Origin of the sequence: Mumia sp. Pv4-285 (assembly GCF_041320275.1) — a bacterium.
GTDB lineage: Bacteria > Actinomycetota > Actinomycetes > Propionibacteriales > Nocardioidaceae > Mumia > Mumia qirimensis.
Map to the genome: position 1 here is coordinate 469,242 of NZ_CP162023.1, position 25,389 is coordinate 494,630.

28 protein-coding genes are annotated in these 25,389 nt (G+C 70.9%); 19 read left to right on the top strand and 9 right to left on the bottom strand.

Annotated elements, in window-relative coordinates; translation table 11 throughout:
* Positions 1-34: 34 nt before the first annotated feature.
* Positions 35-544 carry a hypothetical protein gene (locus AB3M34_RS02180; protein ID WP_370617444.1) on the bottom strand — a complete coding sequence of 170 codons (510 nt, stop codon included), beginning with the start codon at positions 542-544 and terminating at the stop codon, positions 35-37.
* A gap of 71 nt (positions 545-615) precedes the next feature.
* Between AB3M34_RS02180 and AB3M34_RS02185 the strand changes: the two genes are divergently transcribed.
* Both AB3M34_RS02185 and AB3M34_RS02190 read left to right on the top strand, forming a co-directional pair.
* Positions 616-1,626 carry an aldo/keto reductase family protein gene (locus AB3M34_RS02185; protein ID WP_370617445.1) on the top strand — a complete coding sequence of 337 codons (1,011 nt, stop codon included), beginning with the start codon at positions 616-618 and terminating at the stop codon, positions 1,624-1,626.
* 14 nt (positions 1,627-1,640) lie between these two features.
* Complete coding sequence (locus tag AB3M34_RS02190; protein ID WP_370617446.1) at positions 1,641-2,069, top strand: pyridoxamine 5'-phosphate oxidase family protein; 429 nt, start codon at positions 1,641-1,643, stop codon at positions 2,067-2,069.
* A gap of 1 nt (position 2,070) precedes the next feature.
* Here AB3M34_RS02190 and AB3M34_RS02195 read toward each other — a convergent pair whose 3' ends face one another.
* Positions 2,071-2,700 carry a nucleoside/nucleotide kinase family protein gene (locus AB3M34_RS02195; protein WP_370617447.1) on the bottom strand — a complete coding sequence of 210 codons (630 nt, stop codon included), beginning with the start codon at positions 2,698-2,700 and terminating at the stop codon, positions 2,071-2,073.
* A gap of 83 nt (positions 2,701-2,783) precedes the next feature.
* Here AB3M34_RS02195 and AB3M34_RS02200 point away from each other — a divergent pair, with 83 nt between their 5' ends.
* From AB3M34_RS02200 to AB3M34_RS02215, 4 genes are all read left to right on the top strand, one after another.
* A complete protein-coding gene (locus AB3M34_RS02200; protein ID WP_370617448.1) occupies positions 2,784-3,056 on the top strand; it encodes a DUF7218 family protein in 273 nt (90 codons plus the stop codon).
* A 62-nt stretch (positions 3,057-3,118) separates the two neighbouring features.
* Positions 3,119-3,718, top strand: coding sequence for a sulfite oxidase-like oxidoreductase (locus tag AB3M34_RS02205; RefSeq protein ID WP_370617449.1), 600 nt, complete (start codon positions 3,119-3,121; stop codon positions 3,716-3,718).
* Between the two features lie 69 nt (positions 3,719-3,787).
* Positions 3,788-4,453 carry an FAD-binding oxidoreductase gene (locus AB3M34_RS02210; RefSeq protein ID WP_370617450.1) on the top strand — a complete coding sequence of 222 codons (666 nt, stop codon included), beginning with the start codon at positions 3,788-3,790 and terminating at the stop codon, positions 4,451-4,453.
* A 66-nt stretch (positions 4,454-4,519) separates the two neighbouring features.
* Positions 4,520-4,975, top strand: coding sequence for a hypothetical protein (locus AB3M34_RS02215; protein WP_370617451.1), 456 nt, complete (start codon positions 4,520-4,522; stop codon positions 4,973-4,975).
* 34 nt (positions 4,976-5,009) lie between these two features.
* Here the strand turns inward: AB3M34_RS02215 and AB3M34_RS02220 are convergent, their stop codons facing one another.
* Positions 5,010-5,885 carry a hypothetical protein gene (locus tag AB3M34_RS02220; RefSeq protein ID WP_370617452.1) on the bottom strand — a complete coding sequence of 292 codons (876 nt, stop codon included), beginning with the start codon at positions 5,883-5,885 and terminating at the stop codon, positions 5,010-5,012.
* Positions 5,886-6,081: 196 nt separating this feature from the next.
* Here AB3M34_RS02220 and AB3M34_RS02225 point away from each other — a divergent pair, with 196 nt between their 5' ends.
* Positions 6,082-6,705 (top strand): vitamin K epoxide reductase family protein, encoded by a 624-nt coding sequence (locus AB3M34_RS02225; RefSeq protein WP_370617453.1) that lies wholly within the window; start codon positions 6,082-6,084, stop codon positions 6,703-6,705.
* A 172-nt stretch (positions 6,706-6,877) separates the two neighbouring features.
* Here AB3M34_RS02225 and AB3M34_RS02230 read toward each other — a convergent pair whose 3' ends face one another.
* A complete protein-coding gene (locus tag AB3M34_RS02230) occupies positions 6,878-8,206 on the bottom strand; it encodes a GH1 family beta-glucosidase (RefSeq protein WP_370617454.1) in 1,329 nt (442 codons plus the stop codon).
* A gap of 29 nt (positions 8,207-8,235) precedes the next feature.
* Here AB3M34_RS02230 and AB3M34_RS02235 point away from each other — a divergent pair, with 29 nt between their 5' ends.
* From AB3M34_RS02235 to AB3M34_RS02245, 3 genes are read left to right on the top strand one after another with little or no spacing between them, the layout of a single operon-like run.
* Positions 8,236-9,453 (top strand): MFS transporter, encoded by a 1,218-nt coding sequence (locus AB3M34_RS02235; protein WP_370617455.1) that lies wholly within the window; start codon positions 8,236-8,238, stop codon positions 9,451-9,453.
* Between the two features lie 50 nt (positions 9,454-9,503).
* Complete coding sequence (locus tag AB3M34_RS02240; RefSeq protein ID WP_370617456.1) at positions 9,504-9,884, top strand: nuclear transport factor 2 family protein; 381 nt, start codon at positions 9,504-9,506, stop codon at positions 9,882-9,884.
* 7 nt (positions 9,885-9,891) lie between these two features.
* Positions 9,892-10,734 (top strand): alpha/beta fold hydrolase, encoded by an 843-nt coding sequence (locus AB3M34_RS02245; protein ID WP_370617457.1) that lies wholly within the window; start codon positions 9,892-9,894, stop codon positions 10,732-10,734.
* Between the two features lie 56 nt (positions 10,735-10,790).
* Here AB3M34_RS02245 and AB3M34_RS02250 read toward each other — a convergent pair whose 3' ends face one another.
* The gene (locus AB3M34_RS02250) at positions 10,791-11,948 is read right to left on the bottom strand and encodes a pyridoxal phosphate-dependent aminotransferase (protein ID WP_370617458.1); all 1,158 of its coding nucleotides are present in this window, start codon (positions 11,946-11,948) and stop codon (positions 10,791-10,793) included.
* 65 nt (positions 11,949-12,013) lie between these two features.
* On the opposite strand from AB3M34_RS02250, the gene AB3M34_RS02255 reads away from it, so the two are divergent.
* Positions 12,014-12,688, top strand: a complete 675-nt coding sequence (locus AB3M34_RS02255; protein WP_370619924.1) for a class E sortase — start codon at positions 12,014-12,016, stop codon at positions 12,686-12,688.
* Positions 12,689-12,710: 22 nt separating this feature from the next.
* On the top strand, positions 12,711-13,250 hold the full coding sequence (pyrE, locus tag AB3M34_RS02260) for an orotate phosphoribosyltransferase (protein ID WP_370617459.1): 540 nt from the start codon (positions 12,711-12,713) through the stop codon (positions 13,248-13,250).
* Here pyrE and AB3M34_RS02265 read toward each other — a convergent pair.
* Positions 13,247-14,293 (bottom strand): glycerophosphodiester phosphodiesterase family protein, encoded by a 1,047-nt coding sequence (locus tag AB3M34_RS02265; protein ID WP_370617460.1) that lies wholly within the window; start codon positions 14,291-14,293, stop codon positions 13,247-13,249. The genes pyrE and AB3M34_RS02265 overlap by 4 nt on opposite strands.
* Positions 14,294-14,391: 98 nt before the next feature.
* Between AB3M34_RS02265 and AB3M34_RS02270 the strand changes: the two genes are divergently transcribed.
* The 5 genes from AB3M34_RS02270 to AB3M34_RS02290 all read left to right on the top strand — a co-directional run bounded on the left by AB3M34_RS02270 (position 14,392) and on the right by AB3M34_RS02290 (position 18,428).
* Positions 14,392-15,036 carry a TrmH family RNA methyltransferase gene (locus tag AB3M34_RS02270; protein ID WP_370619926.1) on the top strand — a complete coding sequence of 215 codons (645 nt, stop codon included), beginning with the start codon at positions 14,392-14,394 and terminating at the stop codon, positions 15,034-15,036.
* Positions 15,037-15,141: 105 nt separating this feature from the next.
* Entirely contained in the window at positions 15,142-16,506 is a 1,365-nt protein-coding gene (locus AB3M34_RS02275) for an FAD-dependent oxidoreductase (protein ID WP_370617461.1), read from the top strand.
* Between the two features lie 54 nt (positions 16,507-16,560).
* The gene (gene fbaA / locus AB3M34_RS02280; protein WP_370617462.1) at positions 16,561-17,583 is read left to right on the top strand and encodes a class II fructose-bisphosphate aldolase; all 1,023 of its coding nucleotides are present in this window, start codon (positions 16,561-16,563) and stop codon (positions 17,581-17,583) included.
* Positions 17,584-17,587: 4 nt separating this feature from the next.
* Positions 17,588-17,989, top strand: a complete 402-nt coding sequence (locus AB3M34_RS02285) for a VOC family protein (protein ID WP_370617463.1) — start codon at positions 17,588-17,590, stop codon at positions 17,987-17,989.
* 37 nt (positions 17,990-18,026) lie between these two features.
* Positions 18,027-18,428, top strand: coding sequence for a DUF3151 domain-containing protein (locus AB3M34_RS02290; protein WP_370617464.1), 402 nt, complete (start codon positions 18,027-18,029; stop codon positions 18,426-18,428).
* A gap of 180 nt (positions 18,429-18,608) precedes the next feature.
* Here AB3M34_RS02290 and AB3M34_RS02295 read toward each other — a convergent pair whose 3' ends face one another.
* Entirely contained in the window at positions 18,609-19,532 is a 924-nt protein-coding gene (locus AB3M34_RS02295; protein ID WP_370617465.1) for a diacylglycerol/lipid kinase family protein, read from the bottom strand.
* 110 nt (positions 19,533-19,642) lie between these two features.
* On the opposite strand from AB3M34_RS02295, the gene AB3M34_RS02300 reads away from it, so the two are divergent.
* Entirely contained in the window at positions 19,643-20,941 is a 1,299-nt protein-coding gene (locus AB3M34_RS02300) for an adenylosuccinate synthase (RefSeq protein ID WP_370617466.1), read from the top strand.
* Here the strand turns inward: AB3M34_RS02300 and AB3M34_RS02305 are convergent.
* Entirely contained in the window at positions 20,934-21,599 is a 666-nt protein-coding gene (locus AB3M34_RS02305; RefSeq protein ID WP_370617467.1) for a nitroreductase/quinone reductase family protein, read from the bottom strand. The two genes, AB3M34_RS02300 and AB3M34_RS02305, sit on opposite strands and share 8 nt — an antisense overlap.
* Positions 21,600-21,646: 47 nt before the next feature.
* Here AB3M34_RS02305 and AB3M34_RS02310 point away from each other — a divergent pair, with 47 nt between their 5' ends.
* Positions 21,647-22,252, top strand: coding sequence for a TetR/AcrR family transcriptional regulator (locus AB3M34_RS02310; protein ID WP_370619928.1), 606 nt, complete (start codon positions 21,647-21,649; stop codon positions 22,250-22,252).
* A gap of 42 nt (positions 22,253-22,294) precedes the next feature.
* On the opposite strand, the gene AB3M34_RS02315 is transcribed toward AB3M34_RS02310, so the two are convergent.
* Positions 22,295-25,375: a hypothetical protein gene (locus AB3M34_RS02315; RefSeq protein ID WP_370617468.1), complete on the bottom strand. Its 3,081-nt coding sequence runs from the start codon at positions 25,373-25,375 to the stop codon at positions 22,295-22,297.
* Positions 25,376-25,389: the final 14 nt, after the last annotated feature.

Here is a 25,389-nt window from a genome sequence, read left to right on the forward strand (position 1 = left end):
CCGTTCTGCCGCAGCCGGCGTCGTACGAGTGGGGTCAGGGCAGGAGGGTCGTGCTGATGTGCGTCTCGGCGATGCGGCTCGTGCCGTCGGAGAGGAAGACGGTTGCCTGCTCTCCCTCCTGGCTCGACGGCTGCACGTAGACGTCGAAGAGGACGGTCACCTCTGTCGCGCCCGGCTCCGCGGCGACCGTCAGGTAGAGGTACTCGCCGTCCGTGCTCGTGTCGGTCGGGTCGGGGAAGATCCCTTGGTGCTCGAAGATCTCCATGTAGTTCTGCGAGATGCCGACCACGACCTCCTCGCCGACGCCGTCGGGGTTGGACACCGTGATCGAGAGCGGGGTGTCGAGGCCGGCGCGCGCGACCCGCGGGTAGTCCACCGACAGCGTGAAGCCACCGCCCTCGTCGGTCGCGGTGAGGTTGCGGACACCGAGGAGACCCACCGCACCGGCGACGACAAAGAGGAGCAGCGCCGCCAAGGTCACCCGCGTCGTCCACCTCGCGGTGCCGGTGGTGCTGCCCTCGGGTACGTCGTCGTACGTCGTCACGAGGACATCCTGCCGTGCGTACGGGCGTCCGTGACCGACCCGGTCGGGCGGGTCGCACTACGGTGGGAACCATGGATTTCCGTCACCTCGGCAACAGCGGCCTCAAGATCAGCGAGATCGCGTACGGCAACTGGATCACCCACGGCTCCCAGGTGGAGGCCGACGTCGCGACCGCGTGCGTGCGCCGCGCGCTCGACGAGGGCATCACGACCTTCGACACGGCTGACGTCTACGCCAACACCGCCGCCGAGTCGGTGCTCGGCGCGGCACTGAAGGACGAGCGTCGCGAGTCGCTCGAGATCTTCACCAAGGTCTACTGGCCCACCGGACCGCTCGGTCACAACGACTCGGGCCTGTCCCGCAAGCACATCATGGAGTCGATCAACGGGTCGCTGCGCCGGCTGCAGACCGACTACGTCGACCTGTACCAGGCCCACCGCTTCGACACCGAGACCCCGCTCGAGGAGACGATGCAGGCGTTCGCCGACGTCGTCCGCGCCGGCAAGGCGCTCTACATCGGGGTGTCCGAGTGGACCGCCGAGCAGCTCCGCGCCGGTCACGCCCTCGCGCAGGAGCTCGGTGTCCAGCTGATCTCGAGCCAGCCGCAGTACTCGATGCTGTGGCGCGTCATCGAGACCGAGATCGTGCCGACGAGCGAAGAGCTCGGGATCGGCCAGATCGTCTGGTCGCCGATCGCGCAGGGCGTGCTCACCGGCAAGTACCTCCCCGGCCAGGCCCCGCCGGAGGGTTCGCGCGCCACGGACAGCAAGGGTGGCGCCGACTTCGTCGCACGTTTCCTCGAGGACGACGTGCTCGAGCGTGTGCAGCGCCTCAAGCCGATCGCGGACGACGCCGGGCTCTCGATGGCGCAGCTCGCCGTGGCGTGGGTCCTGCAGAATGACAACGTGTCGGCGGCGATCATCGGCGCCTCGCGGCCGGAGCAGGTCAGCGACAACGTCAAGGCGAGCGGTGTGCGGCTGGAGGCCGACGTGCTGAAGGCGATCGACGACGCCCTCGGCGACGTGGTCGTGAGCGACCCCGCGATGACCGCCCGCAACGCGCCGGCGAAGCGTCCGAGCTGACGGAAGGGGACAGGATGGGAACGTTGGGGGAGACCGGGCCGCAGCGGCGTCTCATGCAGCTGTCCGAGCCGGAGTGCTGGGAGCTGCTCGGCACGCAGGAGGTGGGTCGGGTCGGGTTCGTGGCGGAGGGGACGCCACAGATCTTCCCGGTGAACTTCCAGGTCCACGAGCGGCGGATCCTGTTCCGGACCACCCCTTACGGCGCTGTCGCGCAGGCGGTCACGGGCGTGCCGATCGCCTTCGAGGTGGACACGATCGACGGGGCGAACCAGACGGGCTGGTCGGTGCTGCTCAGTGGAGAGGGCAACCACGAGTCGGATCCGGCGGTCCTTGCGAACCTGTGGGGCCCGGACCGTGCGACGCCGTGGGCCGACGGCACCCGGGTGCTGTGGATCTCGCTCACGCCGTCGGCCGTCAGCGGGCGCCGGATCGCCTGGGTCTGACTCAGCCGAGCCGAACGACGACGTCCGCGCGGGTCTTCGTCGTCTCGACGAGCCGCGCGTTCGCCTCGTCGCTGCGAGCGACCCACTCCGCGGCCTCGGCCGACGACTTCCCGTACGCGACGTGGCGGGCGACCAGGCGTCGTACGCGCAGGTCCGCCGCGACGTCGACGTACCAGCACTCGTCGAGCAGCGCGTGGACCTCGCGCCAGCCCGGCTCGTCCAGGAGCAGGTAGTTGCCCTCGGTGACGACCAGCGACGCGTCACGGGGCACGGCGACCGCCCCCGCGACCGGCTGCTCGAGATCGCGCTCGAACGCCGGCACGTAGACCACGGGGTCCTCACGCGCCACGATCCGTCGCAGGGCGGCGGCGTATCCGAGGACGTCGAACGTCTCCGGTGCACCCTTCACCTCGCGGAGGCCGAGCTGGTCGAGCGTCGCGTCGGCCAGGTGGAACCCGTCCATCGGCACGTGCGCGGCCGGGACGCCGTTCGTGCGCGCGAGGATCTGCTCCACCAGCCACGTCTTCCCGACACCCGGCGGTCCCGTGATGCCGAGGAGCCGACCGCCTGCACCGACGAGCTCGCGTGCGCGGGCAGCGGCGCTGTCGAGGTCCTCCACGACGATCGTCACGCACACCAGTGTGGCGTCTGGCGCATACCGGCGTGGGTAGGCGGGTAAAGGACGGGTACACCCTGACCCAGGAGGAGAGCGAGATGCCTCGAGGCAAGTCACCCGGACCGAGCGTCAAGGACAAGAAGCTGTACGAGGACCTTCGCGACGAAGGCAACTCCAAGCAGAAGTCCGCCCGCATCGCCAACGCCGCCGCCGCCCGTGGTCGTTCATCGGTGGGGCGCAAGGGTGGCAAGAGCGGCGACTACGACGACTGGTCCAAGAAGGACCTGTACGACCGCGCCAAGGAGGTCGGCGTCGAGGGTCGCTCGTCGATGAGCAAGAAGGAGCTCATCTCGGCACTCCGCAACAGCTGACTCGCCTGCGGCCACCCGGACCGTACGCCTAGGCTGGTGCCCTCGCAGACGACGGAGGGCGAATGGGCATCGTGACGCGCGGGTTCCGCGGTCGACGGGGTGGTGGCGACGTGAAGCTCCCGCCCGGGCAGTACCTGGAGACCGGGTTCCCCGTGCTGTCTGCCGGGCCGACCCCGCAGATCGCGCCGGCGGCGTGGGCCTTCGAGATCACCACGGAGTCGGGCGAGGAGCACCGCTGGAGCTGGGTCGAGCTGCAGGCTCTCCCGCGCGAGGACATCACCGTCGACATCCACTGCGTCACCAAGTGGTCGAAGCTCGGAAGCCGGTGGACCGGCGTCAGCCTCGACACCCTGCTCTCCGGCATCGACACCCAGGCGTCCTACGCGATGGTGCACTCCTACGGCGGCTACACGACCAACCTGCCGCTCGACGACCTGCGCAACGGGCAGGCGTGGGTCGCGTACGGCTACGACGACCGTCCGCTGCGCCCCGAGCACGGCGGCCCTGCGCGACTGCTGGTGCCCCACCTGTACTTCTGGAAGTCCGCCAAGTGGGTGCAGCGGCTCGAGCTGCTCACCGAGGACCGGCTGGGCTTCTGGGAGCGCGCCGGCTACCACGCCTATGGCGACCCGTGGCGCGAGCAGCGCTACGCGGGCGACTGACGGGCAGCGGACATGGTGGGGATGCCATGGCGTCGAGCCGTCGTGCTCGCGCACCGACGCGAGGCGCCGATGGCTGCGACGCTTCTGATGCACGTCGAAGGGCAGCCGGCAGGGCTCGCGGGGCAGCGGGTCGAGGTCCGGCTCACCGCGGAGGACGGCTACACGGCCGACCGCGAGTACTCGCTGGCCCGGTCCGGAGAGCCCGACCGCGCCGAGATCACCGTCCAGGCGATCGACGGCGGCGAGGTGTCGCCGTTCCTGGTCGAGGACATCGAGGTCGGTGTCGAGCTCCAGGTGCGCGGACCGATCGGCGGCTGGTTCGTGTGGCGTCCGGAGCAGACCGAACCCGTCACGCTGATCGCGGGCGGCTCCGGGGTCGTCCCGCTGATGGCGATGATCCGCGCACGCCGCGCGGCGGGCAGCAAGGCACCGTTCCGGCTGATCTACTCGGTGCGGTCGCGAGACGAGATGTTCTACCGGTCAGAGCTGCGCCAGCCGGATCCCGGCGTCGACGTCAGCGTCGTGCACACGCGTGAGGCACCGGAGGGCTCGCCGCGACCGGCTGGTCGGATCACCGTGGCCGACGTCAACAACGGCGGCTGGCCGCCCGACTTCGCACCCACCTGCTACGTCTGCGGACCGACCGGTTTCGTCGAGTCGGTCGCCGACATGCTCGTCGCCCTGGGGCACGATCCTCACCACGTACGCACGGAGAGATTCGGTCCTACGGGCTGAACGGCGGATGCGGGTGACCGTGCAGCGGGACATGATGGGCCCAGGACGACCGGAGCGGGGGAAGTGATGACCGACGCAAACGATGCTGTCGAGCTGAGGATCGGTGGAGGTCTCGCGGGGACGCAGACCGCCGAGCTCGCCGTCTCGGAGCACGGCGCCGCCGATTTGATGGCGGTCCTCGACGCGAACGACATCGGCTACGACGTGCTCGACAAGCGCATCGAGTCCCTCCCCGGCGGCATCATCCTCTCGGTCGGCTCGTTCCACCTCGGCGAGGAAGGCTCGGGGCTCGGTGTCGCGCTGAGCGACTACGCGCGGCGCCTGGAGCCGTCGGTCCCGGACGTCACCATCGGTGGTGTCCCGTACGAGATCGGCGAGTCGGCCGCGGTCGCCTCCGCGCTCATCGCGCTGAGGACCGCGCAGGACCAGGAGGACTCTGCTGCCGTCGAGGCGCGCGCGACGTGGCAGCGCGAGTACGAGCTCGAGCAGGGCGCGGAGGACTCGGAGGAGCCCAAGGGCTAGGACACCCCGAGGGACGGCGTCGCGAGCGCCGCACTCACGCTGCGTGGAACCACTTGGCGAGCTTGTCGAGCTCGCCCTCGGCTGACCGCTTGGGTGCGTCTGGCTCAGGCTCGAGCTCGTCTGCCGGTGGCGCCGGTGCCTCCGGCGCTGTGGCTGGTGCGGGCGGCTCGTGGGCTTCAGAGGCGGGCACGGCAGGAACAGCGATCTCGACAGGGACCGGCGTGGGCTCCGGCTCCGCCACGGGGAGCCAGTCGGCGGGTATGGGCAGGCTCGGCCGCGGGGCGCCCGGCTCGTCGAGAAGTGCCGTCAGGCGCTCGATCTCGCGGGCGAGCTGGATCTCCGGCGCGACCTCCTCCTCGACGACGAGGTACTTCGCGACGTTCTCGTCGACCGTCTGCTCCCGTACGGTCTCCGGCTCGGCGGGCGCGACGCTCGCTGTCGGCGCGACGGGGAGCACGAGGCCACGGCTGTCCAGGCGGGCTGCGCCGACGCTGCGGACGACCAGGGCGAGCGTGAGCATGAGCGTGACCGTCACCCAGACCGTCACCAACGGCTCGACGGTGACCTCCGGTGCGAGGGGGAGGATGACGTTGAACGGCACCAGCGCCGCGCTCAGACCGAGCAGGACCACCGTGCCCAGCGGGCGCCACCAGCGGCTCTCCCACCCGAACAGCGCGCGGTCACGGTCGTCGACGCGGGCCCGGTAGGACGGTACGTCGACCTCGAGACTGTCGAGCCAACGGCGCTGAGAGGCACTCGTACGGCGCCAGCTGCGGCGTACGAGCCAGTCGACGAGCACGCCCGCGACCATCGCGGCGAGCAGCAACGCCAGCACGGGGATCGCGAGAGCGTCGGGCAGACCGGTCAGGGCGAGGACGAGGCTCACCGCCGCAGCGACGGTCGTCGTCACCAGCCCTCTCCACAGCGTTGCGGGTGTTCCCGAGCGTCCGGCCTCCATGCCACCTCCTCGCACTGCACCCCCCGACGGGGTACGAATCCAGTCCAACAGGACAACGTGGACTCGTCCACTCCAAGTTCCGGGTGTCGGGTGAGGTTCATCACCGATGTGGCTCCGACGCTCGCGGGCACATGCCTAGGATGGGCCCGTGATCGACATCGACGACGAGGTGACCCCGCGCGACGGCGCCGTGGACGCGACCGGCACGCGCAGCGCCCTGGCCTGGTTGATGGCCGTCGGGGGCGCGATCGGTGTCCTGGCGTCGGGGATCCTGACCTACGACAAGATCAAGCTTCTCGAGAACTCCGACGCCCAGCTCGCGTGCTCGTTCAACCTGTGGGTCGACTGCGGTGGCGTCGTGTCGAGCTCTCAGTCGTCGGTGCTCGGCTTCCCCAACACGTTCATCGGGCTCGTCGGTTTCGCGATCGTCACGACGCTCGGTGTGCTGCTGCTGTCAGGGACGCGGCTGCCGGAGTGGTTCTGGGTCGGGCTGCAGATCGGTGTCACCCTCGCGATCGCGCTGATCTTCTTCCTCCAGTACACGAGCATCTTCACCCTGATGAAGCTCTGCCCCTACTGCATGGTGGTGTGGACGGTGACGATCCCCTTGTTCGTCTCGGTCACGGCGCGCAACCTGCGGTCGTGGGCGCCGACGTCGGGGTTCACCCGGTTCGTGTCCAACTGGACGTTGCTGATCATCCTGCTCTGGTACGTCACGGTGGTCTCCGTCATCTGGTTCCAGTTCGGTCCGGAGCGCCTCTTCTCCTCCTGAGCCGCCCGCTCGTCGAGGCTGTCCCTCGTGCTGGTCGAGGCGGCCCCTTCTTGCTGGTCGAGGCGCGGAGCCCTTCGAGACGCCCTCGCGAGCTCGGGCTCCTCAGGACGAGCGATCGAGACCGGGTGTCGAGACGGGCTCGTTCCTCGCCCTCCTCGACCAGCGGGAGGTGCTACCAGCCGCGCGCGATGCGACCGCGGAACCACTCGTACGAGGCCTTCGGTCTCCGGTCGCCGGTCGCGAAGTCGACGTGCGTGAGCCCGAAGCGCTGGGTGTAGCCCTCGGCCCACTCGAAGTTGTCGAGCAGCGACCACGCGAGGTAGCCGCGCACGTCCACCCCAGCATCGCGCGCCGCGCCGACGGCGCTGATGTGTGCGTCGAGGTAGGCGATGCGGTCCGCGTCGTCGACCTCACCGTCGGGCCCGGGCTCGTCCGGGTAGGCGCAGCCGTTCTCGGTGATCACGACCGGCGGCAGCGCATCGCCGTACGTGTCGCGCAGCCCGACGAGGAGCTCGGTGAGCCCTTCCGGCACGACGGGCCAGCCGAATCCGGTCGTCGGGTAGCCCTCGATCGGCACCAGCTCGAACGGCAGCGGGTTGTCGGCTCCCGGCGCTGCGACGAGGGTCGGGTTGTAGTAGTTCACGCCCAGCAGGTCGAGCGGTTGCGAGATCGTGGCGAGGTCACCGTCGTGGACGACGTCGCCCGCCTCGGCGAGCGCGTCCGGATAGGTGCCGAGCAGCACGGTGTCGAGGAACATCCGGTTGTGGAAGGCGTCGTAGACGTGGGCCGCCTCGGCGTCCTCGGGTGACGTCGACGTCGCGCGTACGGGGGTCAGGTTGTTGACCAGCATCACCGGCGTCCCGGGAGAACCCGCACGCAGCGCCTGTGCCGCGAGGCCGTGACCGAGGAGCTGGTGGTGCCCTGCGGCGAACGCGTCGAGCAGCAGGACCTCGCCCGGCGCGTGCGTGCCGAAGGCGTAGCCGAGCGCCATGTGAACGAAGGGCTCGTTGAGCGTCCCCCAGCAGGCGACGCGGTCTCCGAGCGCGTCGGCGACGACGGCGGCGTACTCGGCGAAGCGTTCGGCGGTGTCGCGTGCCATCCACCCTCCGGCGTCCTCCAGCGGCTGGGGAAGGTCCCAGTGGTAGAGCGTCGCGAACGGGGCGATGCCATGCTCGAGGAGCCCGTCGACGAGGCGGTCGTAGTAGGCGAGACCTGGGGGGTTCACACGCCCGTGGCCCTGCGGCTGGACGCGCGGCCAGGCGATCGAGAACCGGTACGCGTTCGCGCCGAGCCCGTCCAGGAGCTGGACGTCCTCGCGCCACCGGTCGTACGAGCGGCACGCGTCCGCGCCCGACAACCCGTCGGCGATGCGCCCGGGCTCGTCGCAGAACGTGTCCCAGATGCTCCGGCCGCGTCCGTCGGCGTCGACGGCGCCCTCGACCTGGTAGGACGCGGTGGCCGCGCCCCACCAGAACTGCCCGCTCGCCGGAACCCTGGTCACGTCTCCGTCCATGGGCACATACTGGGCGCGTGTCCAACATCACGCAAGCCCCCGACGCGACGGCGCGGCACGCCCGGGTGGCGACCTCGGTCGGCTTCTTCCTCCAAGCGGCGATCCTTGTCACGATCCTGTCGAGGCTGCCTGACTTCCAGGACGAGCGCGGCGTCACCGAGGGCGACGTCACGCTCCTCCTGCTGCTGACCTCGGTCATCGCCGGCGGCGGGTCGCTGCTGGCCGAACGGATCGCGGTTCGCCGCTCGAGCGCGCTCGCTCTGCGGCTCGCGCTGCTGACGATCAGCGTGATGGTGGTCGTGATCGGGTTCGCCGAGTCCAAGCCGGCGATGTATGCGGCGTTCGCCGTGTACGGGATCGGCGTGGGCGCGACGGACGCCTCGACCAACATGCAGGGTGTGACCGTCCAGAGGCTGTACGGCCGCAGCATCATGACGAGCTTCCACGGGATGTGGAGCATCGGTGCAATCTTCGGAGCCCTGTACGCCGCTGGGTGCGCGCAGCTCGAGATCGGGTTGATGCCGTCGCTGGTGGCTGTCGGAGTGGTCGGCGTCGCCGCCACCCTGGTGATCTCCCCGTACCTGGTCCGTCCGGTCGTCGAGCACCAGGCGAGCGACGTCTCGGAGGTGGAGCGCGCGCCGATGCACGTGCCGTGGCGTCCGCTCGTCGCGCTGGGCCTCGTCGTCGTGGTCTTCTACCTGGCCGACACGTCGGTGATGAGCTGGAGCACGATCTACCTCCACGACGTCCTCGACGCCGCGAAGTCGGTGGCGCCGCTCGGCTACGCGGCCTACCAGGTCGGTGCCGTCGTCTCCCGGCTGGCGGGTGACCGGTTCGTCGTCCGGTACGGCGCGGTGGCCGTCGTCCGTGCGGGGACCGTGGTCGGCATCGTCGCGCTGGCACTCGTCGTCGTGGCGCCGTCCCCGGCACTGGCCATCGCCGCGTTCGGTCTGATGGGCCTCGGCCTCCCGGTCATCATCCCCCTCGCGTTCGCCGCGGCCGGCAACCTGCCCGGCTCTGACGCCGACGTCGCGATCGCCCGTCTCAACCTCTTCAACTACCTGGGCAACATCATCGGCGCCGGACTCATCGGTGCGCTCGCCACCGAGGGCGCGCTCCGCTGGATCTACGTCGTGCCCCTCGTGCTGGTGCCGGTGATCCTGCTGGTCGCGCGGGCTTTCGCACCCGAGCGCGAGACGATCGCCGTCGTCGCCGCGGAGGACCCGACTGCCTGACGACCGCGCTGCCACCGATGAGATCCGGGTGGCTGTTCGGTCTCACCGACATGACGAACACGACTGACGAGGTCATCGACCGCTTCAACCAAGCATTCCGCGAGCGGGACGTCGGCCTCCTCGAGGACATCATCGCGTCCGACTGCGTCATGGAGAGCGTCCAGCCGGCCCCCGACGGCACCCGCTACGAGGGCTACGAAGCATCCTTCAACTCGTGGAAGGCGCTCATCGACGACGCCACCAGCCGCTTCGACGTCGAGGACGTGCACACCGGCGACGAGTGGGCGCTCATCCGCTGGCGCTACGTCTGGGGACCCGGGCCCGACGACTCGGTGCGCGGCGTCAACGTGATGCGGGTCGTCGACGGCAAGATCGTCGAGGCCGCCGGCTACTCGAAGACCGCCCCGACCGTCGCTGCCCTCGAGAGCTGACCCACCCGTGACGACGGTCGACGCCAACCAGGTCGCGCTGGGCATCGAGTCGTTCGGCGACGACGACGCACCCCTCGTCCTGCTCGCAGGCGCGACGACGATGCTCTCCTGGCCAGACGCCCTGTGCGAGCGTCTGGCCGCCGGCGGGCGGCGCGTCGTGCGGTACGACCTGCGTGACAGCGGCGAGTCGACGACTGCCGACCCCGAGGTCCCTGCCTACACCCTGCGCGACCTCGCCGCCGACGCAGCAGCCCTGGTCGACGCGCTCGACGGCCGGCCCGCGCACCTCGCGGGGATCGGCGTCGGCGGAATGGTCGCCCAGATCGCCGCGCTCGACCATCCCGGCGCGTTCTCGGCGCTCACCCTGGTCGGCACTCGCGCTGTGGCACCCGGTCGGTGCGACGGTGATCTGCCCGACCACGACCCGGCGACGATGCCGCGCCTGTTCTCCCTGCCGATGCCCGAGTGGTCCGACCGCGAGGCGGTGGCGGAGTTCGGCGCCGCCCGCGCGGAGGTCCTCGGCAACGACCCCGTCGCCGCACGCACGACCGCCGCGCGCATCTGGGACCGTACCCCCGGCACCGCACTCTCGACCCAGATGTCGAACCAGCTCGGCATGGTGTTCGCCGCGCTCGACTGCACACCCCGCTGGCGCGAGCGCCTGCCCGAGATCGACGTCCCCACGCTCGTCGTCCACGGTCGCCGGGACCCGTTCTTCCCGGTCGGCAACGGCGAGGCGATCGCACGCGAGATCCCCGGAGCACGGCTGCTCGTCCTCGAGACGGCGGCCACCGCGATCCCCGACGACGCGACCGGTGCGGTCGCCGAGGCCATGCTGTCGCTCGGCTAGCGCCGCACCGCAGCTCGTCGGCGTCAAGGGCTTGGGGTTCACCCGGACCGAGATGGTCAGCGGCGCAGTGCTTGGAGCCGCCGGAGCGCCTCGTCGATCACGCCCTCCTGCTTGCAGAACGCCCAGCGCACCAGCGGGCGCCCGGCGTCCACGTCGTCGTAGAACACCTGCGTCGGGATCGCGACCACCCCCGCGTCCTCGGGGAGCGAGAGGCAGAACGCTACGCCGTCGGCGTGGCCGAGCGGACGGATGTCGGTCGTCGCGAAGTAGGTGCCCTGCGGGACGTACGTCGTGAAGCCGACGTCCTCGAGCCCGGCGCAGAGCTGGTCGCGCCTCGCCTGCAGCGTCAAGGCGTTGCCCTCGAAGTACGCCGAGTCGTGACCGAGGGCGTGGGCGATCGCCGGCTGGAACGGCGCGCCGGAGGTGTAGGTGAGGAACTGCTTCGCGCCGACCGTCGCCCGGACGAGCGGCTCGGGCCCGCTCACCCAGCCGACCTTCCACCCGGTGAACGAGAACGACTTGCCGCCGCTGGAGATCGTCAGTGTCCGCTCGCGCATCCCGGGCAGCGTCGCCAGAGGCACGTGCGCGACGCCGTCGAAGGTGAGGTGCTCGTACACCTCGTCGGTGATCACGACGAGGTCGTGCTCGACGGCGAGGTCCCGGATCGCCTCGCGCTCCTCGGCGTTCAGGACCATGCCCGTCGGGTTGTGCGGGCTGTTGATCAGCATCGCGGTGGTCCGTGGGCCGACGGCGGCCCGCAGCGCGTCGAGATCGAGCCGGAAGTCGGGCGCCCGCAACGTCACCGGTCTGCGGATGCCGCCCGCGAACTCGAGCACGGCGACGTACGAGTCGTAGTACGGCTCGAGGACGACAACCTCGTCGCCGGGGTCGACCAGGCCGAGGATCGCGCCGGCGATCGCCTCGGTCGCCCCGGTCGTGACGGCGACCTCCGTCGCGGGGTCGAGCACGAGGCCGTACCAGCGCTGCTGGTGGGCGGCGATCGCCTCGCGGAGCACGGGGACGCCGATGCCCGGCGGGTACTGGTTGGCCCCGTTCCGGAGCGCCTGCACGGCCACCTCGATGACGTCGTCGGGTCCGTCGGTGTCGGGGAAGCCCTGCCCGAGGTTGACCGCCCCGGTGCGGACGGCGAGGGCCGACATCTCGGCGAAGATCGTCGTCCCCAGGTCTGCGACGCGTGCGCTCGTGGTCTTCATCGTCCCGACTCTAGATGCCGGCAGTGCGACGACCGTCCGGGTGCGAGACTGGAGCCGTGTCCGTCATGACCCCGTCACCGCCGAAGGGCGGCAGCCGCCGAAAGCGTCGTACGCCCATGGGGCGCGTGCTGACGGCATTCGGCGTCGCCCTGATGCTCGTCGGCGTCGGGATGCTGGGCTACGTGGGCTGGCAGTACTTCGGCACCAACATCGTCGCCAAGCAGCAGCAGGCAGAGATCCGTGAGGAGCTCGTGCAGTCGTGGGACGCCCCGGCTGCCGAAGAGCCGAAGGACATCAAGGGCGGCGGGTTCGCGCTGCTGCGGGTGCCGCGCTTCGGTGACGACTTCGAGGTCCCGGTCGTCAACGGCGTCGAGGACGACGACCTCGCCCGCGGGGTCGGGTGGTTCCCCGACACCGCCCGACCGGGGAAGGTCGGCAACTTCGCGATCGCCGGCCACCGGGTCACCCACGGCGAGCCGTTCCGTCACTTCCTCGAGCTTCGCAAGGGCGACGAGGTGATCGTGGAGACGAAGACGCACGTCTTCACCTACGTGCTCCGCGACGACGGCACGGATCGCGAGCTCGACTTCTCCGAAGGCTGGGTGCTCGACCCCGTCCCGGGCGAACCCGGCGTCGAGCCGACGGAGAAGCTCCTCACGATGGTGACCTGCTCGGAGCTCTTCCACACCGACAAACGGTCCGTGGTGTTCGGTGAGCTCACGTCCGCGGAGAAGAAGTGAGCGCCGCGGATACTCTGTGCGCATGAGCGATCGCGACGCCCTCATCGACCAGATCAAGACCAAGGCCGTCATCCACGGCAAGGTCACGCTGTCCTCGGGCAAGGAGGCCGACTACTACGTCGACCTGCGCCGGATCACGCTCGACAGCGAGGCGGCACCGCTGGTGGGGCGTGTGATGCTCGACCTGCTGGACGACCTCGAGTACGACGCGGTCGGGGGGCTCACGCTGGGTGCCGATCCGGTCGCCACGGCGATGATGCACCAAGCGGCCGCGCAGGGCCGCAGCCTCGACGCCTTCGTCGTCCGCAAGGCGGAGAAGGCCCACGGCCTGCAGCGGCGCGTCGAGGGCCCGGACGTCGCGGGTCGGCGAGTGGTTGCGGTCGAGGACACGTCGACCACGGGCGGCTCGGTGCTCACTGCCGTGGAGGCGCTGCGCGAGGCCGGAGCCGAGATCGTCGCCGTCGCGGTCATCGTGGACCGCGAGACCGACGCGGCCGAGCGGGTGCGCAAGGAAGGGCTCGACTACCGGTACGCCGTGTCGAAGTCCGACCTGGGCCTCTAGCCCGGCGAGCTGACCGGCACTCCCGCAGCGACCGCCGCGACCACGTGGTCGGGCTGGTCCGCGAACACCCCGTCGACCCCCGCCGCGAGCAGCGCGTCGAGCTCGCCTCGTACGTCGCCCGCGTCCGCGCCGAGCGGGCTGGACCGCAGATCGGTCGGCAGGAACGCGTTCTCGTGCCGCACCGTCCATACGTACACGTCGAGCCCGGCGGCGTGCGCATCAGCGGTGAGCGTGGTCGGGGAGGTGAGCGTGCCGTCGTGAAGACGCGGCACGACCAGCTCCTTCGGTGCGCCGAGGACGTGGGCGTACTCCGCGATGCAGGCGAGCCCGGCCGGGGTCACCATGTCGGCGTACGTCGTGCGTTGGCCCGTGCGCACGCGGTCGTACGGGCCGCCCGCGGGGTCGACGAGCTGCACGAGCCGGAGCGGGGCTTGTGCAGCAAGGTGCTGAAGGTTGGCGATCTCGAACGACTGCACGGCGAACCCTGACCCGGGGTCGTCCAGTCCCCGCTCGCGCACGGCGCGCAGCAGCAGCTCCTCGAGGGGGAGACCCAGCCTCCGGGAGTACGTCGACGACTTGAGCTCGGGCATCACGCCGATCCGGCGGCCGTACCAGCGGCTCGCCAGCTCCGCCAGGTCGAGGATCTCGTCGAGGGTCGGCACCTCGTACCAGCCGTCGTACGCGGTATTGCCTGGGCGGAGCTGAGGGATGCGCTCCGTGGCTCGCAGCGTCTTGATCTCGGCGAGCGTGAAGTCCTCGGTGAACCAGCCTGTGACGACGCGGCCGTCGACGACCTTGGTCGTGCGCCGCGAGGCGAACTCGGGACGCCCCGCGACGTCCGTCGTGCCCCCGATCTCGTTCTCGTGCCGGGCGACCAGGACGCCGTCCGAGGTGCTCACGAGGTCGGGTTCGATGAGGTCGGCTCCGAGCGCGGCGCCGAGGTGGTACGCCGCGAGCGTGTGCTCGGGTCGGTAGCCGGAGGCGCCGCGGTGCGCGATCACGACCGGCCGGGTGCTGCCTGCGGGCCCGGGGAGTCCAGACATAGCGGGGTCGAGAATACGCCGCGTCGGCAAGCGCTGCGGATCGGCTCGCCGGACGAGACGGGCACCGTGGACGCCGTAGGTTGGAGCGCGTGGAGGAGATGGAGGGCGTACCGCCCGGCGCTGAGCCCGAGACCCGAACCGAGGTCGGGGTGGGTCCGTGGGAGGGCGCGTGGCCGGACGATCCTCGTCTCGACCCGGACCTGCTGCGCGAGGGCGACCGGCGCAACGTCGTCGACGCCTACCGGTACTGGTCGGTCGACGCGATCGTCGCCGACCTCGACACGCGCCGGCACCCGTTCCACGTGGTCGTCGAGAACTGGCAGCACGACCACAACATCGGGTCGATCGTGCGGACGGCCAACGCCTTCCTGGCTGCGGAGGTCCACGTCGTCGGCCGCCGCCGCTGGAACAGGCGCGGCGCGATGGTCACCGACCGCTACCAGCACGTACGCCACCACCCGACGGTCGACGACCTGGTCGCGTGGTCGCGCGGGTCCGGCGTCCCGCTGGTCGCGATCGACAACGTCGAGCGGTCGCAGCCGATCGAGCGGGCGGTGCTGCCGCGCGAGTGCGCCCTCGTGTTCGGGCAGGAGGGGCCGGGACTCTCGGTAGAGCTGCTCGATGCTGCCGAGTCGGTCCTCGCGATCACGCAGTTCGGGTCGACCCGATCGATCAACGTCGGTGCGGCCGCCGCGGTCGCGATGCACGCGTGGATCACGCAGCACGCCGCGTTTGGGGTGTGAACACCCTTCTTACGCCGATCCCACCTCGTACGAGAGGTGGGATCCCGGCGTTGGGGGTGTGAACACCTCAAACGCCGCCGGCGCGATGCGGCCTAGTCTCGACCCATGACCCGCAGACTGCTCGTCGTCGGAGGAGACGCCGCCGGCATGTCCGCGGCGTCCACCGCCAAGCGTGCGCTCGGCGACCGGCTCGACGTCGTCGTGCTCGAGCGCCAGCCGTGGACCTCGTACTCGGCGTGCGGCATCCCGTACTGGGTGGCCGGCGACGTGGCGACGCTCGACGACCTGATCGCCCGTACGCCCCAGCAGCACCGCAAGAACGGGATCGACGTCCGCACCGGTGCGACGGCGACCGAGATCGACCTCGAGGCGGGCGTAGTCACCGCGTTCACGGACGCCGGCGCCGAGACGTTCGCGTACGACGAGCTGCTCGTCGCGACCGGCGCCGAGCCCGTACGCCCGGACGTCCCGGGCGTGGACGCGCAGGGCATCTACGGGGTGCAGACGCTGGCCGACGGTCGTCGGGTCCTCGACGCGTTGGCGCGCGACCCGGGACGAGTGGTCATCGTCGGGGCCGGCTACATCGGGGTCGAGATGGCCGAGGCGTGCGTACGGCGCGGGCTCGACACCGTGGTCGTCGGCAAGCACCCGACTCCCATGCCGACGGTCGACGACGACCTCGGGGAGCTCGTCGCGAAGGAGATGCGCTCCGACGGCATCGACCTCCGGGTCGGCGTGACCGTGACCGGGTTCGAGGCCGACCTCGACGGGCACGTCCGCGCCGTCGTCACCGACCACGGCGCGATCACGACCGACCTCGTCATCCTCGGTGCCGGCGTCCGGCCGCGGACCGAGCTCGCCGCCGGTGCGGGGCTGCGGCTCGGCGTCGACGGTGCGCTCCCGGTGGACCCGCACGGTCGTGCCGACGTCGAGCGCCGCGTGTGGGCCGCCGGTGACTGCGTCGAGTCGGTCGACCGGATCACCGGACGCGCGTCGTACGTCCCGCTCGGGACCCACGCCAACAAGCAGGGCTGGGTGATCGGCCGCAACCTCGCCGGGTACGACGTCTCGTTCCCCGGTGTCCTCGGCACGGCGATGACGAAGGTGATGTCGCTCGAGATCGCGCGCACCGGGCTCGGCGAGCGAGCGGCGCGCGAGGCCGGGTTCGACCCGGTGTCGGAGCGGATCGAGGCCACGACGAGCGCGGGATACATGCCGGACGCCCGCACGATGACGGTCAAGGTGGTCGCCGACCGTGGCACACGACGGCTGCTCGGGGCCCAGATCGTGGGGGGCGAGGGCTCCGCGCTGCGGATCGACTCCTTCGCTCTGGCGCTCTGGAACGAGATGACCGTCGATGCGCTGATGATGACCGACCTCGGCTACGCGCCGCCGTTCGCGTCGGTGTGGGACCCGGTCCAGCAAGCCGCACGCGCCGCGGTGTCGACGCTCGGATCCCCCCTGCGATAATGGCCGCACCGCCAGCCGGGAACTGCACAGCCTGAGGCCGATGAGGAGACACCTATGCCCGTCGCAACGCCCGAGATCTACACCGAGATGCTCGACAAGGCCAAGCGAGAGTCGTTCGCCTACCCCGCGATCAACGTCAGCTCGTCGCAGACCCTCAACGCCGCCCTCGCAGGCTTCGCCGAGGCCGAGAGCGACGGCATCATCCAGATCTCGACGGGTGGCGCCGACTATCTCTCCGGGCCGACCGTGAAGGACATGGTCTCGGGCTCGTTGGCCTTCGCCGCGTTCGCCCAGGAGGTCGCCAAGAAGTACCCGGTCAACGTCGCCCTCCACACCGACCACTGCCCGAAGGACAAGCTGGACGGTTTCGTCCGACCGCTGCTCGCCGCGTCCGCCGACCGGGTCTCGCACGGTGGGCTTCCCTACTTCCAGTCGCACATGTGGGACGGCTCCGCCGTGCCGCTCGACGAGAACCTCCAGATCGCCGAGGAGCTGCTCGCGGCCAGCGCCGCAGCCAACATCGTCCTCGAGATCGAGGTCGGTGTCGTCGGCGGCGAGGAGGACGGCGTCGTCGGCGAGATCGACGACAAGCTCTACACGACGCCCGACGACGCGCTCGCGACCGTCGCCGCTCTCGGGACGGGCGAGAAGGGCCGCTACCTGACCGCGCTCACCTTCGGCAACGTCCACGGCGTCTACAAGCCGGGCAACGTCAAGCTGCGTCCGGCGGTCCTCGACGCGGCGCAGAAGGCGGTTGCCGAGAAGTACGGCATCGAGCGCGCGTTCGACTTCGTCTTCCACGGTGGCTCGGGCTCGACGGCTGAGGAGATCGCCGAGGCCGTCTCGTACGGCGTCGTGAAGATGAACATCGACACCGACACCCAGTACGCGTTCACGCGTCCCGTCGCGGGTCACATGCTCACCAACTACGAGGGCGTGCTGAAGGTCGACGGAGAGGTCGGCAACAAGAAGCAGTACGACCCGCGCGCGTGGGGCAAGGCGGCCGAGGCCGGCATGGCGGCCCGCATCGTCGAGGCGTGCGAGAACCTCTCGTCCACCGGCACCAGGATCGTCTGACCTCGTGACGCCGGGGTCCCAGACCCACCTGCGGGTCGCGCGACCGAGTGCGGACCTCGAGAGGTCGCGGCGGTTCTGGGTCGACGGTGTCGGAGCCGAGGTGCTGTGGTCCGAGCCTGATCCCGGGCCTGGGGAGCATGCCCTCCTCATGCTCGGGTGGCCCGGTGCGGCGTGGCACCTCGAGCTCGTGCACGACCCCGAGCAGGTCGCCGCGAACCCACCGGGGCCGGAAGACGTCCTCGTCCTGTACCTGGGTGAGCTGATCGATCCGGCCTACCTGGCGCGCATGGTCGCTGCTGGCGGGACCGAGGTGGCGGCGCGCAACCCGTACTGGGACCGGTGGGGCGTCACCGTCCGCGACCCCGACGGCTATCGCCTGGTCCTCTCCACGCGCTCCTGGGACTGATCGAAGTCGCGTCGAGGCCCGGCGCTACGGTGAACGCATGACGAACCTGTTCGGAGAGCCGCCGGAGACCCTGCTTCCCACCGACCCTGCCGCCTCCGCGGACGGGTCGCCGCAGGACGTCGCCCGCGCGTACCCGTCCTCGAGCCTGGCGTGGGCGCTGTGCGCCGACGAGGCTCTCGCCGGCGGCGAGGACGTCGTCGCGTACGCGTTCGCCCGGACCGGCTACCACCGCGGCCTCGACGCGCTGCGCCGCAACGGGTGGAAGGGGCACGGCCCGGTCCCGTGGACGCACCCCGGCAACCAGGGCTTCCTGCGGGCGCTCGCCGACCTGGCCGAGGCGTCGGAGCGGATCGGCGACCTGGAGGAGGCGCACCGCTGCCGCGAGTTCCTGCGGGAGTCCAGCAAGGACGCGTACGAGGCGCTGGTGCTCGGGCGGTAGCCCTACCCCTCGCTGGTCGAGGCGCGAAGCGGCCTCCCTCGCTGGTCGAGGCGCGAAGCGATCGAGACCACACAGCGCAACAGTGGCCGCGGACTGGAGCCATCCCCCGGTAGACTCCGTCGCGGCCACTGCCACTGACCCCATTGTCACCCCGAAGGGGTCACTTCGCAATATGTCTGTTTACGGCAGATTTCGGGCAGATTCGTCGGCGGCCTCGTCGGAGCTCGGGATCAACAGCAGATAGGCGCCCGGGACGACCGTCCAGGTGCGCTCGCGCATGCCGTCGCCCGTCTCGCCGTCGGCGTTCCAGGTCATCGCGTCGCCGGCGATCGTGACCTTGCGTCCGCGCGTGACCACCACGTCGTCCCGCTCGGTGTGACGGCCGCGCAGGAGCCCCAGCCCGTACGCGAGACGCCGGTGCCGGAGGTTGGCGTGGGAGATCGTCACGTCGAGGAGACCGTCACCCGGCTCGGCGTCCGGCAGCAACGGAGCCCCACCCCCGACGTACCGGCCGACCCCGACCGCGGCTTGGACCACGTCGTCGCCGTGGTCGACCAGCTCGCCGTCGACCGTCACGTGCAGTCGCGTCGGGGATCCGACGACGCCGGCCTTGAAGGCGCTGACGGCGTAGCCGAGCGGTCCGAGCCGCCGCTTCCACGGACCGGCCTCGGCACCCGCCTCCGCCCCGACGCCGACATGGACGGCGTTCACGACCACGTGGTCGTCGTCGTCCACGGCCAGGTCGATCGGCCGGGCGGCTGCCGACGTGAGCCCGCGGGCGACCTCGACCGGGTCCTCGGCGAGTCCGAGGGTGCGCGCGAAGTCGTTGCCGGTGCCCATCGGCAGCAGCGCCAGCGTCGCCCCCTTCAGCCGGTCGAGCGACCACAGGGCCTGCACGCACGCGTGGAGGGAGCCGTCACCGCCGGCCACGACGACCACGTCGGCGTCCGCATGGGCCTCGAGCGCCTCACGCAGGTCGTCGGCGTCGGACGTCTGCGCGACCTCGACCTCCCATGCGGGTCGCAGGGTCTCCAGAGCTGCGCTCAGGACCGCGTTGTCGGAGCTGCCGGCGTCGGCGTTGGCGATCACGAGTGCTGTGGTCATGAGTGAGGTCTACCACCGTCGCGGTCGTCGGCCAGACAGCGGGACCGGTAGACTCCCACCGTAAGAGCCCCTTCCGGGGCTTGTCGCATGTTGTCAGGTGGTGCGCCTCCATGCCCGCAGTCGTGATCGTCGGAGCCCAGTGGGGAGACGAGGGGAAGGGCAAGGCGACAGACCTGCTCGGCAGCCGCGTCGACTACGTCGTCAAGTTCAACGGCGGCAACAACGCCGGGCACACGGTCGTCATCCCCCAGGACGACGGGACCAACGAGAAGTACGCGCTGCACCTCCTGCCGAGCGGCATCCTCACCCCGGGCTGCATCCCCGTCATCGGCAACGGGGTCGTGGTCGACATCGGCGTGCTGTTCGAGGAGATCGACGGCCTCGAGGCGCGCGGCGTCGACACGTCGAGGCTGAAGGTCAGCGCGAGCGCGCACATCATCCCGGAGTACAACAAGGTCCTCGACAAGGTCACCGAGCGCTTCCTCGGCTCGCGCAAGATCGGTACGACCGGTCGCGGCATCGGCCCGACGTACGCCGACAAGATGAACCGCCAGGGCATCCGTGTCCAGGACCTGTTCGACGAGAAGATCCTCACCCAGAAGGTCGAGGCCGCGCTCGAGCTGAAGAACCAGATCCTCACCAAGATCTACAACCGCCGCGCGGTCACCGTCGACGAGGTCGTCGAGGAGCTCGAGTCGTACGCCGACCGGCTCGCGCCGTACGTCACGGACACCACGCTGCTGCTCGAGCAGGCGATCGCCGCCGACAAGATCGTCCTGCTGGAGGCCGGCCAGGCCACCATGCTCGACGTCGACCACGGCACGTACCCGTTCGTGACGTCGTCGTCGGCGACCGCCGGCGGCGCGGCCACCGGCTCGGGCATCGCGCCCACCCGGATCGAGCGCGTCATCGGCATCGTCAAGGCGTACACGACCCGCGTCGGCGAGGGACCGTTCCCGACCGAGCTGTTCGACGACGCCGGCGACTTCCTCCGCAACCAGGGTGCCGAGTTCGGCACGACGACCGGCCGCCCGCGCCGGTGCGGCTGGTACGACTCGGTGGTCGCCCGCTACTCGGCGCGGATCAACGGAGTGACCGACTTCGTGCTGACCAAGCTCGACGTGCTCACCGGGCTCGAGACGGTGCCGGTCTGCGTGGCCTACGACGTCGACGGCGTGCGCCACGACGAGATGCCGGTCAACCAGTCCGACTTCCACCACGCCGTGCCGGTCCTCGAGGAGCTGGAGGGCTGGTCGGAGGACATCTCCGGTGCGCGCACCTTCGAGGACCTGCCGGCCGCCGCGCAGGCGTACGTCCTGCGAGTCGAGGAGCTGTCGGGCTCGCGGATCTCGGTCATCGGTGTCGGCCCGGGCCGTGACCAGGCCATCGTCCGGCACGACCTCATCTGAGAGCGGCGTCGGGGTCACGGGACGCGGCCGGCGCCGGCCGCCTCCCGACCCGCGCGCGTGCCTCGGTCGGGGCGTCCGGCTGGAGCTGCACGTGCACGGTGAGCAGGTCCGCGCCGAGGACGCGCACGTTCATCGCGTTGAACGCGCGGAGCGGGTGCCACCGGATGATGCGTCGCTGGCGGGCGAGCGGATCGTCGTCGGGGAGGATCGTGGCGATCCCTGTCACCCACCGGTACCGCCACCCGATCCGCAGCCGTACGCGCACGTGCGGGTCACGCTGGATGTTGCGGACGTAGCCGGCTCGGAAGCCATGCTCGGCGATGATCCAGAACGAGTCCCCTTGGCGCCCGTTGCCGACGGGGGTCCGGCGGGGAAGGCCTGAGCTGCGGCCTCGAGTCTCGAGGACGGCGAGCCCCAGCGGGTTGAAGCCGACCGCGAGCATGGCCCGGACGAGCGGGTTGATGGTCCAGCGCTGGAAGGTGCGTACGATCGCCACCTTCGCGCGGGGGCTGCAGATGGTGAGGAGGAGCAGGCCGACGTAGACGAGCGTCTGCACGATCGGCGAGGTGAGCGTCCGGTCCGGACTGATCGCGAAGATTCCCCACACGAGGGCGAGGGCGGCTGCTGTCCCGGCGGTCAGGCCGCGAGGAATTCTCATACGAGTGTATGGTTTCATACGAGTGTATGATCCTCGGTGTGGACCAGATGTCAACCCGTAGTGCCCGCGAGGCCGCCCTCACCGACGCAGTGATGACCATCGTCGCCGAGCATGGCCTCGAGCGAGTCAGCGTGCGGGAGGTGGCCGGCGCCGCCGGAGTCTCGATCGGCACCGTCCAGCACTACTTCCCGACGAAGGAGCAGATGCTCGCCGCGGCGTACACGGAGGCGGTCGACCGCATCCGCGCGAGGGTGGAGGCGCTTCCGCTCGGCAGCGATGCCGGTCGCAACCTCAGGTCGGTGCTCCGCCAGCTCCTCCCGCTCGACGAGTCGCGCCGCGCGGAGAGCCGCGTCTACCTCGCCTTCGCAGCGGCCGCCGCCACGTCGGCCAGCCTCTCCGAGATCCAGCAGGCGACCCTCACCGAGCTGCACACCGCTCTGACGGACGCTTTCGGGCGGGCCACCGGTGAGGCCTGGCCACCTTCCCGCTGCCGGCTCGCCGCGCACGCGGTCATCGCGCTCGTCGACGGGCTTGCGTTGCACGCCGTCACGACCGGTGGATGGATCGACACCGCCCAGCTGACCGACGCCGTGGACCTCGTCCTCGACGGCCTGCTCGTCGACACTGCGGCGACCCCGAGCGCAACGGCATGAGCGGCGCACGCTCTCGATCCTGGGACGGCGGGGAGCACGGGCTCACCGCGCGCGACGCCCGAGCAGTGTCCCGCCCACCCCGCTGAGAACCAGGGCGGCGCCAGCCGCTGCGACGAACCACGGGAGGGCGGTCGGGATCCCGAGGTGCACCGTCAGTCCGAGGATCCGGGACAGGCCCCAGGGCAGGAGCATCATCTGGTCGTTCCACGTGGTCAGCGCCTGCTCGAGGCCGACGAGGCCGACGAACGTCCCGAACACGACGAGCGGGACCCCTGCCGCGAGCGCGACCCGCCCGAGGACGCCGAGCACCCGCACCCCGTACGCCCGCCGCAGCACGATGCCCGTCGCGACGAAGAGCCAGCAGAACGCGGCGAACGCGATCGTGACGTAGCGCCCGCGGTCGCTCGGGTCTGTCCAGAACAGCAGCCAGTAGCGGCCAGGCCCGCGTGCGACCAGCGCCACGAGCAGCACCACGGTGCGCAGGAGCGCGATGCCGCCGACGACCGCCCACAGCGCGTACGGGTCACGGCCGCGCAGGAGCAGGCGCAGCGTGAGCGCGAACAGCAGCCACGACCCGAGCGTCACCAGCAGGTGCGCGGGCGCCGAGAACCAGGTGAGCGCGGCGCGGCTCGCGACCAGGAGGACGGCGGGCAGCGCCCACACGACGACGCGATCCACCCGGGAGGCGGGACCGGTCGCCGACAGTCGCCATGGTGCGAGCGCTCCCAGCACTAGAGCGCGGACGGCGGCGAGACCGGGAACCCGCCGACGACGGAGTACGACCGCCGCGGCGAGCAGCAGGCCGAGCACGACAGCCAGTGAACGGGCGACCCATGCCATCGCCGGATCGCGCTCGGCCCGTGCGGTGCCGAGGTCGGCGGCGGTGAAGTTGTACGCCGGCAGGTCGAGGTCGTCGCCGTACCGGCGGGTGTGCTCCGCCCGTGCGGCGCGGAACTCCTCGTCTGCCGTCCTCCACTGGTCGTGCGCCTGCGACGATCCGGTGTCGAGCCACTGCGTGTGTCGCAGGAACGTCGCTCGGTAGGCGCCGAGGGTACGGAACAGGTCCTGCTCGTAGTCCAAGGTGTCGATCAACCGCTCGCGCAGCGCCGGGTCGTGCCAGTCCGCGGCGTCCGTGCGCTCGACGAGGGAGCGCATGCGCCCGGTCGTCTCGACCGCGCGGTCGCCCTCGGCGATCGCCTCGTCGACCTGCCCGCGCGTGATCGCGTAGATGCTGTCGAGGGCGGCGCTGTCGCCGCTGACGAGGTCCCACTCGAAGATCCACATCATCGGCGGCGGCTCCAGCCCCAGCGCGCGCACGGTCCGGTCGGCGAACGGCCCGACGTAGAGCCCGTCGAGCACCGCCTCACGCGAGGCTGCGAACACCTCGCCCAGCGCACGCACGGTTGCCGGGTCGGACGAGAAGGTCGCGCGGATCCAGTCCGCCGTCGCGTCGGACGGGTGGATCGACGGGTCGTGCGCGAGCCGGGAGAACACGTAGGCGTTGAGGTCGGCGAGCTGCCAGAAGCCGTCGCGCAGGTAGAGCGAGCGAGGACCGGCGTAGAGGGGGCCGCCCGTCTGCGTCCAGGTCCAGACGCCCTCGACCTGCGGGTTGCGCGCGAGGAACTGCTGGAGCGCCGTCTGGGTGAGGTCGCCGAGGTCGTCCGGGAGCGAGCCGAGGCCTTCGTACTCCCTCCGCGCCTGGAGCTCGACGACGCGTCGTTGCGGCCCGCGCTCGAGCGTCGTGTTGAGCGGCAGCTGGCTGTAGAAGTCGCCGGCGGAGTACTTCGTGGACACGATCAGGCGCGGGTCGTCGAGGTCGCCCAGCACGGTGTCGTACGAGGTGGCGTTGGTGTGAAGGTCACCGACGGGGCCGACGCCGACGGTCCAGCTGCGGAAGATCAGCTCGGTGTCGGTCTCGTCGGCGACCTGGAGGAACGAGCGCAGCATGGTCTGCACGGCGGTCGCGGTCGTGACCTCGATCTTCGACGAGAAGTCCCACCCGTCCATGGCGTACGCCGAGCCGCCCTCGCCGATCCGCACCATCAGTCCGGAGGCGAACGGCATCGTCGCCATGAGCTCACGGATGCCCTCCTGGTAGACCCGCCAGAAGTCCGCGTCCTCGACGTCGCCGCCCTGACCGTCGAGGTAGTCCTCGAGCGGGGGCGACACCGCGAGCATGTCCGTCGCGAAGTAGACGCGCAGCCCCTGGTCGTGGGCGTAGCGCCACACGGGTTCGAACGCCTCCGCCATCGCCTCGGCCCGTGCGGGGTGGGGATCGCCCTCGGGATAGACCTCGTGCCCGTCACCCACGCCCGCGAACGTGACGTACTCCAGGAACCCTGGAACGACGACTGCGTTGTAACCCTGCGCCAGGCCGTGGTCGACCAGCGTCCGGAACTGCGCGGCGATCTCGGTGACGCGGTCGGTGTCCACGTACGGCGGGTCGGGGAGCACGGCCGAGCCGACGACGTCGGAGTTGAGGGTGTAGTCCTCCCCGGCGGCGAAGCGCGCGGGGTCGTCGTCGAGACCGACCGCGCCGGTGTCGATCATCCGCAGGCCGAGCCGTGGTGCGACCACCCTGCCGTCCTCCGACGACGGGAAGAGCTCGCGCCCCGACCGCACGAGGTCCGCCAGGACGCGCAGCGCGGTCATGGCTCCGGCCGCCGTTGCGGCGTCCACCTGGTGGCCGGTCGAGGTGGAGCTGGTGCGGTAGCGCTCGGGGGAGGGTGCCCTGGTCTCGTCTGCTGTGGCGGGAAGCCGCGTGATCCTCACCGCCAGCGTGCGGCGGCCCGAGCTGGGGGTGGCGTCCGACGGGGTCGCCCCCACCGCAGGGCGCGACGCGCCGGCGTCGGCCAGCGCGTCGGCGAGCGCCTCCGCCGCGACGGCGACGGGCCCGCTGCCGGCGGGGACCGCGATCGTGTCGAGGCGCGGCGCGGCGACCGGCTCGCGCAGGGCCGCAGCGGCGGCGTCCTCCGGAGGGACGTCGGCCGGTTCGGAGGTCAGCCCGAGAGCGTCGCCGAGGAGCGCTGCGACCCCCGCCCCGGAGGCCAGCAGCCCGAGCACGACGACGACGAGAACGACGGGGCGCAGCAGCCGGCGGGCGCGGGGGAGGTCGCGGGACACGCGGTGATCCTAGG

Bases quoted from the DNA above. Each gene is read 5' to 3' on its own strand.
- AB3M34_RS02185 (WP_370617445.1), top strand. From the start codon at position 616: ATGGATTTCCGTCACCTCGGCAACAGCGGCCTCAAGATCAGCGAGATC.
- AB3M34_RS02190 (WP_370617446.1), top strand. From the start codon at position 1,641: ATGGGAACGTTGGGGGAGACCGGGCCGCAGCGGCGTCTCATGCAGCTG.
- AB3M34_RS02200 (WP_370617448.1), top strand. From the start codon at position 2,784: ATGCCTCGAGGCAAGTCACCCGGACCGAGCGTCAAGGACAAGAAGCTG.
- AB3M34_RS02205 (WP_370617449.1), top strand. From the start codon at position 3,119: ATGGGCATCGTGACGCGCGGGTTCCGCGGTCGACGGGGTGGTGGCGAC.
- AB3M34_RS02210 (WP_370617450.1), top strand. From the start codon at position 3,788: ATGGCTGCGACGCTTCTGATGCACGTCGAAGGGCAGCCGGCAGGGCTC.
- AB3M34_RS02215 (WP_370617451.1), top strand. From the start codon at position 4,520: ATGACCGACGCAAACGATGCTGTCGAGCTGAGGATCGGTGGAGGTCTC.
- AB3M34_RS02240 (WP_370617456.1), top strand. From the start codon at position 9,504: ATGACGAACACGACTGACGAGGTCATCGACCGCTTCAACCAAGCATTC.
- AB3M34_RS02250 (WP_370617458.1), bottom strand. From the start codon at position 11,948: ATGAAGACCACGAGCGCACGCGTCGCAGACCTGGGGACGACGATCTTC.
- AB3M34_RS02255 (WP_370619924.1), top strand. From the start codon at position 12,014: ATGACCCCGTCACCGCCGAAGGGCGGCAGCCGCCGAAAGCGTCGTACG.
- pyrE (WP_370617459.1), top strand. From the start codon at position 12,711: ATGAGCGATCGCGACGCCCTCATCGACCAGATCAAGACCAAGGCCGTC.
- AB3M34_RS02265 (WP_370617460.1), bottom strand. From the start codon at position 14,293: ATGTCTGGACTCCCCGGGCCCGCAGGCAGCACCCGGCCGGTCGTGATC.
- AB3M34_RS02270 (WP_370619926.1), top strand. From the start codon at position 14,392: ATGGAGGGCGTACCGCCCGGCGCTGAGCCCGAGACCCGAACCGAGGTC.
- AB3M34_RS02275 (WP_370617461.1), top strand. From the start codon at position 15,142: ATGACCCGCAGACTGCTCGTCGTCGGAGGAGACGCCGCCGGCATGTCC.
- fbaA (WP_370617462.1), top strand. From the start codon at position 16,561: ATGCCCGTCGCAACGCCCGAGATCTACACCGAGATGCTCGACAAGGCC.
- AB3M34_RS02290 (WP_370617464.1), top strand. From the start codon at position 18,027: ATGACGAACCTGTTCGGAGAGCCGCCGGAGACCCTGCTTCCCACCGAC.
- AB3M34_RS02295 (WP_370617465.1), bottom strand. From the start codon at position 19,532: ATGACCACAGCACTCGTGATCGCCAACGCCGACGCCGGCAGCTCCGAC.
- AB3M34_RS02300 (WP_370617466.1), top strand. From the start codon at position 19,643: ATGCCCGCAGTCGTGATCGTCGGAGCCCAGTGGGGAGACGAGGGGAAG.
- AB3M34_RS02305 (WP_370617467.1), bottom strand. From the start codon at position 21,599: ATGAGAATTCCTCGCGGCCTGACCGCCGGGACAGCAGCCGCCCTCGCC.
- AB3M34_RS02310 (WP_370619928.1), top strand. From the start codon at position 21,647: ATGTCAACCCGTAGTGCCCGCGAGGCCGCCCTCACCGACGCAGTGATG.